Origin of the sequence: Roseibium sp. (assembly GCF_050301095.1) — a bacterium.
Lineage (GTDB): Bacteria > Pseudomonadota > Alphaproteobacteria > Rhizobiales > Stappiaceae > Roseibium.
Genome location: NZ_JBNKYW010000012.1, coordinates 1 through 4,571, shown reverse-complemented (window position 1 = coordinate 4,571; position 4,571 = coordinate 1). Strand labels below are relative to the sequence as shown.

Below are 4,571 nucleotides of genomic sequence, written 5' to 3'. Positions count from 1 at the left end.
CCGATATATTCCTCGATGCCGGTCGGGCCATCGAAGCGCTTGGAACTGTGAATAACCTGCGGAAAGCCCGAGGCCCTGCCATACTGGCGCATCCAGAACTGACCGTCTCCGGCGATATCCTCGGTGACGGAAACAACGGCGGGCTGGCCCAGCGACGACAGGTCGTGCGGCAGCGGCCCGCCGACAACGCGCGCGAGTTGGGCAAGGGCAAAGCCTGCGAGGTTCATCCGCATCGTCACGACCAGCCCCTGATATACGACGCTCGCCCCGCCGCTCAGACGCTTGCCGAAGCGGCGGCGCACGGACAGAGGCAGAGTGCTCCAAGCGGCCTCGCCCAGAAGATCACGAAACCGTCGGTCGCCAACCGCGGGACGCAGCAAAACGGCCCCATCGCTCATCATTTGCACTCCCTCCTGTCATGTCGGTTATTTCTGTATAAAGAGAAATTACCGGACAAAAATTTTTGGAACCGTCGTTTAGGGGCAGACCGGTCAACGACCCCGGTCACCCCTCCTGTCGTAGAGCCCGCCCCCTCAAGGCGGCGGGCCTCTTCAATCCGTCTTCTTGCCGCCGATCTTCAAAAGCGAGAGAACCTTGTCGCCCATCTTCATCAGCGGGGCGAGCTTCGATGTCGGCAGGTTCATCATCTGACCGGACCAGCGGTCGACCGTCTGCAGGAACGTGTGCATCTCCTGCATGCGCTTCAGCACGACGGGGTCGAGAGCCTTTTCGTCCTCCGCCTGATGCACACAGACCTCGATCGCGCGAATGGCCGGGTCGATCTCACGCTCCTTGCGCCCCTTGGCGATCAGCCGCGCCATTTCCCACACGTCCGTCTCGGCAACGAAATGCTCCCGCCGGTCTCCCGCCACCGGCACCCGCTGGATCAGCTTCCAGCCGGCCAGTTCCTTCAGCGAGTTGGAGACATTCGAACGCGCGATTCCGAGCTCCTCCGAGATCTGCTCGGCGTTCATCGGCTCCGGGCTCAGGTACAGCAGCGCATGGATCTGCGCCACCGAACGGTTCACGCTCCACTGGCTGCCCATGTCCCCCCAATAGAGGATGAACTTTTCCTTCGCGGAAGGATCAATCTTGTCGGTAATTTCTGTCATGACAGAAACTTGAGACAAAATGAGACAGGAGTCAAGCAGCGTTTGAATGGAGGGTCGGTGGCAGGAACCTGCGGAACGACCGGCTTCCGACCAGCGGCAGGCCCGACTGAAACCTCCGCTCTTTCCGGCCGGGTTCCCTGGCATCCCCGGTTGTTCGGCGCGCTCCGCAGTGGCTTCCGCTACCTCGGGCCGAAAGTCGGTTTGATAGACAGCCACATCCATCCTGTAAAAATGTTGCCTTTCCCACAAAATTTCTTGCCAAATGTTGGAATACCCCTCACTAATTGAGACTTGGATGCTGTTGGGGAGTGAGGAAAGCCTGCATGGCGAAGCTTCGGGAGACCGGCGACAGCGCTGTTCTGGACAAGCCGCGGCTGCGCAAATCCGAGCGCCGCGAGCAGATCCTGCTCGAACTCAGACTGCATCCGCACGTGCGTATCAACGAACTGGCCGACCGGTTTCGCGTGTCCGGGGAAACGATCCGGCGCGATTTCGAGGCGCTGAGCCACGAGGGCCTGATCAGCCGTGCCCATGGTGGTGCGACCGCCCCCCCGCACGGGAATTACCCAGGTCTTGACGAGCGCACCGGCGCCAAGGTCGAGGAGCGCGAACGCATCGGCAGGCGCGCGGCGGATCTTGTGCGCGAGGGCGAAACGGTGATGATCGATTCCGGCTCCACCACCCTGCAACTCGCGCGCTTTCTCGCCTTCAGGGGCACGCCCTGCACGGTTCTGACCAACAGCCTGCCGGTTGCCATGGCGCTCGGCCACGGACCGGCCGAGGTCCTGTTGTGTCCCGGCCATTATCTCGCCTCTGAATCCGCCACCGTCGGAACGGATGCGGTCGAGTACCTGGAGCGCCACAATGCCGACCGCTGCCTGATCGGCGCCTCCGGCCTGTCCGCCGACGGTCCGTCCGAAACGGTGCGGGGTTTCGCGGCGGTCAAGCGGGCGATGATCCGCCGGAGCGCGACGGCGCACCTGCTGATCGACGGCGAGAAGTTCGACCGCAAGGGCCTGGCAAAGGTCGGAACCCTCAAGGAATTCGGCTCGATCGTGGCGGATCGGGAACCGGAAGGCGATCTGCAGGCCGCGCTTGCCGCGGCGGGTGTCGAAGTGCTGATTGCGACAGAAAGTTGAACAAGAGACTTAGCCAGAGGTAACGTGTTTATGTGACCGGATATCCGGGTCAAATGGGAGGAAGAAATGAAAAGGATCTTGGAACTACTCGCAGGTGCCGCGATTTTCTCGGTACTTTCCATGACTGGCGCCATGGCGCAGGATTGCCCGCGCGGCGATCTCGACAAGAGGTACTGCGACGCCGACGGCGACCTGATCGCCGACATTCCCACCGATCCGGCCGAGCAGATCGACCCCGATACGCTGATTTTCGCCTTTACTCCTGTTGAGGATCCCGCTGTCTACAAGTCGGTCTGGTCCGATTTTCTGGACCACCTGAAAAAGGAAACCGGCAAGGAGGTCGTTTTCTTTCCGGTCCAGTCCAACGCCGCCCAGATCGAGGCGATGCGTTCCGGACGGCTGCACATTGCCGGCTTCAATACGGGCTCCAATCCGCTGGCGGTGAACTGCGCCGGGTTCCGGCCGTTCACGATCATGGCCTCCAAGGACGGCAGCTTCGGGTACGAGATGGAAATCATCACCTATCCGGGATCGGGAATCGAGAAAGTCGAGGACATCAAGGGCAAGCAGCTTGCCTTCACCTCGCCGACCTCCAACTCCGGCTTCAAGGCGCCTTCGGCGATCCTGAAGGCCGACTACGACATGATCCCGGAGCGCGATTTCGAACCGGTGTTCTCCGGCAAGCATGACAATTCGATCCTGGGCGTCGCCAACAAGGACTACATGGCTGCCTCGATCGCCAACTCGGTCAAGACCCGGATGATTTCGCGCGATGTCATCAAGCCCGAAGACACAATCACGATCTACAAGTCGCAGACCTTCCCGACCACCGGATATGGTGTGGTTTACAACCTGAAGCCCGAGCTGCAGGAGAAGATCCGCAATGCATTCTTCAACTTCGACTGGGAAGGAACGACGCTCGAGGCCGAGTTCTCCAAGTCGAACGAAGGCCAGTTCCTGGAAATGACCTACCAAGAGTTCTGGGAAGTCATCCGCAAGATCGATACGGCCAACGGCGTCAGCTACGCCTGCCAATAATCGGGACACCTAGCGAATGATCGCGCCGGCGGCGGGTTTTCCTGCCTGCCGCCGGCCCAAGCGCAAGGACGGGACATGCTGCGCCTCAAGAAGCTTACCAAGACCTACAAGACGGGCGACCAGGCGCTGCAAGGCATCGACCTGGAAGTCCCCGGGGGCCAGGTGCTGGCCCTGATCGGGCCCTCGGGCGCCGGCAAATCCACCATGATCCGCTGCATCAACCGGCTGGTGCAGCCGACGGAGGGCGAAGTCTGGCTGGAGGAGACCGAACTCACGCACCTGGGTGCGGGCGCCCTGCGCCGGGCCCGCCGCGAGATGGGGATGATCTTCCAGGAATACGCGCTGGTGGAACGGCTGACGGTGATGGAGAACGTGCTTTCCGGCCGTCTTGGCTACGTCGGCTTCTGGCGCAGCTTCCTGCGCAAGTACCCGCAATCCGACATCGACGAAGCCTTCCGGCTTCTGGACCGCGTCGGCCTTTTGCACATGGCCGACAAGCGCGCCGACGAACTCTCCGGCGGCCAGCGCCAGCGTGTCGGCATCTGCCGGGCGCTGATCCAGAACCCCAAGCTGCTCCTGGTCGACGAACCGACCGCCTCGCTCGACCCCAAGACGAGCCGCCAGATCATGCGCCTCATCACCGAACTGTGCCAGGAGCGCGGCCTTGCCGCGATCATCAACATTCACGACGTGGCACTCGCCCAGATGTTCGTGCAGCGGATCGTCGGCCTGCGTTTCGGCGCCATCGAATTCGACGGTCCGCCAGCAAAGCTGACGACCGATGTCCTGAGCACCATTTACGGCGAGGAGGACTGGGAGGCGACGATCCAGAAGGTCGAGGACGAGGAAGTGGAAGTGGAAGACGGCCCGGCCGGTATCCCACCGATCGAGGCGGCGCTGTGACCATGGACGCACATCGCGAACTCGACGACATGCTCGGCAGGGGCTGGCGCAAGCCCCATTTCATTCCGAACCCGCTGCTCCGCTGGGGCATATTCCTTTGTTTCATCGCCTATCTGATCGCGGCCTTCCTGACGATCGACGTTGACTGGGGCCGGGTCTACGAGGGGCTCGACCGGGGCTGGCAGTTCTTTCTCGCCTTCACCCGGCCCGATTTCGTCTCCCGCTGGAGCGACATCTGGAGCGGCATCGTGGAAAGCGCTGTGATGACGGTTTCCGCGTCCGTGGTCGGCATCCTCATCTCGATCCCGATCGGGCTGGGCGCGGCGCGCAACATCGCCCCGCTGCCGATCTACCTGGTGTGCCGCGCCATCGTCGCGGT

At 62.1% G+C, this 4,571-nt stretch carries 6 protein-coding genes; 4 read left to right on the top strand and 2 right to left on the bottom strand.

Translation table 11 applies throughout. The features are described from left to right. Together ACQY7U_RS00640 and ACQY7U_RS00635 are read right to left on the bottom strand one after the other, a co-directional pair. Window positions 1–398 (bottom strand): DUF4166 domain-containing protein (locus tag ACQY7U_RS00640; protein ID WP_428640961.1); only part of this gene is annotated, 398 nt, incomplete at its 3' end. A 153-nt stretch (window positions 399–551) separates the two neighbouring features. Continuing rightward, window positions 552–1,112, bottom strand: a complete 561-nt coding sequence (locus tag ACQY7U_RS00635; RefSeq protein WP_428640960.1) for a GbsR/MarR family transcriptional regulator — start codon at window positions 1,110–1,112, stop codon at window positions 552–554. A 323-nt stretch (window positions 1,113–1,435) separates the two neighbouring features. Here ACQY7U_RS00635 and ACQY7U_RS00630 point away from each other — a divergent pair, with 323 nt between their 5' ends. From ACQY7U_RS00630 to ACQY7U_RS00615, 4 genes are all read left to right on the top strand, one after another. Next, the gene (locus ACQY7U_RS00630) at window positions 1,436–2,251 is read left to right on the top strand and encodes a DeoR/GlpR family DNA-binding transcription regulator (RefSeq protein WP_428640959.1); all 816 of its coding nucleotides are present in this window, start codon (window positions 1,436–1,438) and stop codon (window positions 2,249–2,251) included. A 66-nt stretch (window positions 2,252–2,317) separates the two neighbouring features. Continuing rightward, complete coding sequence (gene phnD, locus ACQY7U_RS00625) at window positions 2,318–3,289, top strand: phosphate/phosphite/phosphonate ABC transporter substrate-binding protein (protein WP_428640957.1); 972 nt, start codon at window positions 2,318–2,320, stop codon at window positions 3,287–3,289. Window positions 3,290–3,364: 75 nt separating this feature from the next. Further along, complete coding sequence (gene phnC, locus ACQY7U_RS00620; protein WP_428640956.1) at window positions 3,365–4,192, top strand: phosphonate ABC transporter ATP-binding protein; 828 nt, start codon at window positions 3,365–3,367, stop codon at window positions 4,190–4,192. A 2-nt stretch (window positions 4,193–4,194) separates the two neighbouring features. Continuing rightward, the coding region (locus ACQY7U_RS00615) for a PhnE/PtxC family ABC transporter permease (protein ID WP_428640954.1) at window positions 4,195–4,571 on the top strand (377 nt) is incomplete at its 3' end.